Source organism: Nocardia sp. NPDC004573, assembly GCF_053602135.1.
This window is the reverse complement of sequence record NZ_JBSGDA010000061.1, coordinates 1-2377: the sequence shown is the minus strand read 5'-3', so window position 1 is coordinate 2377 and position 2377 is coordinate 1. Positions and strand designations below refer to the sequence as shown.

The 2377-nt window shown below is 64.5% G+C and carries 2 protein-coding genes; both read right to left on the bottom strand.

What is annotated here, in order from left to right:
• A partial coding sequence (locus tag ACWEKR_RS35490) for an MFS transporter (RefSeq protein WP_452358230.1) occupies positions 1-899 on the bottom strand: 899 nt, incomplete at its 3' end.
• A 1034-nt stretch (positions 900-1933) separates the two neighbouring features.
• Positions 1934-2377, bottom strand: a 444-nt coding sequence (locus ACWEKR_RS35485; protein WP_452358229.1) for an aromatic-ring hydroxylase C-terminal domain-containing protein, incomplete at its 5' end; no start/stop codon positions are given.

The window sequence follows — 2377 nt, the reverse complement described above, 5'->3', positions numbered from 1 at the left end:
CCGGTCATCAGCGCGGCCGCAGTGAGGACGACCACCGACCGAGTGCTCAACGCTGTGGCGAGCAGCGCGGCGCTGAGTATCAGGGCCGCACAACCGAGGATCATGGCCTTGGAGGCAGGTAGCGTCCTGGTGAACGCTTGGGTTCCTGCGGACGCGGCAAACGCCGCGGAGACCAGCAAGCCGACCATCGCCTTGTCGTGAATGTGCAGAGATTCATTCAGAAATGTCGGCACGACCGACGTGAACAGACCGATTACACTGAACCCGGCGCACGCGGCCAGTGCCGCACGAGTGAACACACCTCGCGCCTGAGGCGGAATGGACAGCCGTTGCATGGTGAGCAGAGTTCGGGGCCGCGTCGCAACGGTCTCGTTCACATGCCCGATCGCGAGCCCGGCCACCCCGATCATCACCAGATGCACAGCGAAGACACAGTGCAGTTGCCACGGAGCGTATTGCGCCAGCACCCCCGACAGCGTCGGCCCTATGCCCAGTCCTCCGATATTTGCGACACCGGCGACTGTAGTGGCTCGATTTTTCCATTTCGCCGGTGCGACCTCGATGATCATGGCGGTTGCGGTGCCGGTGAAGATGCCGGCCGACAGCCCCGAGAATACCCGCCCGATCAGCAACTGCCACACCGGCCCTGCGGTAAGGAAGACCAGGGAACTGGCTGCGGAACAGGCCAGTCCGGCAACGAGCAGCGGTCGACGTCCGAGCGTGTCCGACCATCGGCCGAAGAGTATCAGCGCCGCCACGACTCCGGCGGCATAGGCGGCGAAAATCGTGGTGGACATGCCGATGGAGAACCTGAGTTGGGCGGCGTACAGCGTGTACAACGGCGTCGGCAGGGTCGTGCCGAGCATGACCACGGCGAAGGCGTAGGCGATTTGCGCCATCGACCTGATGCCGGGTCCGCGCGCGATCGGGCGGTGCGGATACGAGGGAAAGGTGTCGTGCGTTGATAATCGAGTGACCATAATGGCAACATCGTTGCCGTTATTGATCGCTTCTGTCCAATCGAATCGGCAACAATGTGGCTGATATTACTTGGCGATATTCGCACTACTGCGGGCGAGAAGGTCGAAGCGTCATGTGGTGCGCTTCGGTCACGAAACCACCTGGATGGACCGCCAATCATTCGCTCACCACGGAACGCTCGCGAAGCAAGCCGGTCTTCGCGCGACCGAACATTTGCCGCTCGAACATCTTGATGCCGAACCGAACGACACCGCCAGATCACATCGAACGCATCTGGGTCGGCGAGTTGGCGACCACCTGCGCAGTAACCCACGGTTGCGATCCGTGAGCAGATCGTTGGCGTGCCCATATAGCTCGGTTGGGGGCTCGCGCGGTAGCGCGTCACCTTGGTTGCGTCGATCGATGATGCCTGGCAGTCGGCCCGCATTACTGGCTGCGATCGCCTCGACGAACTGGCGGCGGGCCGGGGCCGACGCGCATTCACCTACGCTGCTCGAACGGCTGCGCGGTGAAGTGCTTCACCGCGCAGCCTCAATCTATCGGGCGTTTCAGAAGGTTCGCGCGGGGTTCGTCGCACTCGCCGGCGCATGCAGGAATTGGCACGGCATCGTGGGGTAGCTCTGGTCTACGCGATCATCGACGGCGGCGGCCCGCGCCCAGCCCTTATCGATCGCCTCCCGCGCGAACGCTACGGCCGCCTCGCGAGAGGCGACGAAATGCAGCGGGGAACCCAGACCGAAATCAACCATCAAGTGCCACAACATCGCATTCCCGATCTTATGAACGCGCCCTCAGCAACGCCGACGGCGGCAGCCGGACCTTCCTCCGACATTCGAAATCCGAACCTCGTCAAGTCGGCGAGGTGTCCGCACCACACGGGATGTCGCCGCAGCGGTGATCGCGCACCCCTCGTCCATAGCTGAGCCCACCAGGACGGGTGAGCCGCCGCGGTTCACTCCTCCCTCCCGATGGTGTGTGTCACGGGGGATCCGACTGCCGGGGTCATCGCGATGACGGACTTCAATGTGCGCGCGGTCCAGTCGGTGGTGGCGATCGAGCCGATGTAACCGTCGGGGCGGATCAGCAGCAGGGTGGAGTCGGTCAGGCCGTAGATCCGGGCAAAGGACTCGGTGACGTCGGCGAGGACCACATCGACCTCCACCAGATCACCGCTGTCGACGGCGACCCGTCTCAGCGCCGCGCCCGCCGCGGGCCACGGCAGTGCGGCCAGGTCCTTGGCCGCCGCGGGGCCATAGGCGATCGCGGTGAAATGCGGCCCGGCGAAGAGATCGAACAGCCGCTGCGATCCCCCCGTCGCGCTCAGCAGTTTCGCATCCGGCGCGCGATCGCCCACCCGCACGGTTGCGGTACGCTGGGCCTCATTCGCCGCCAGGGG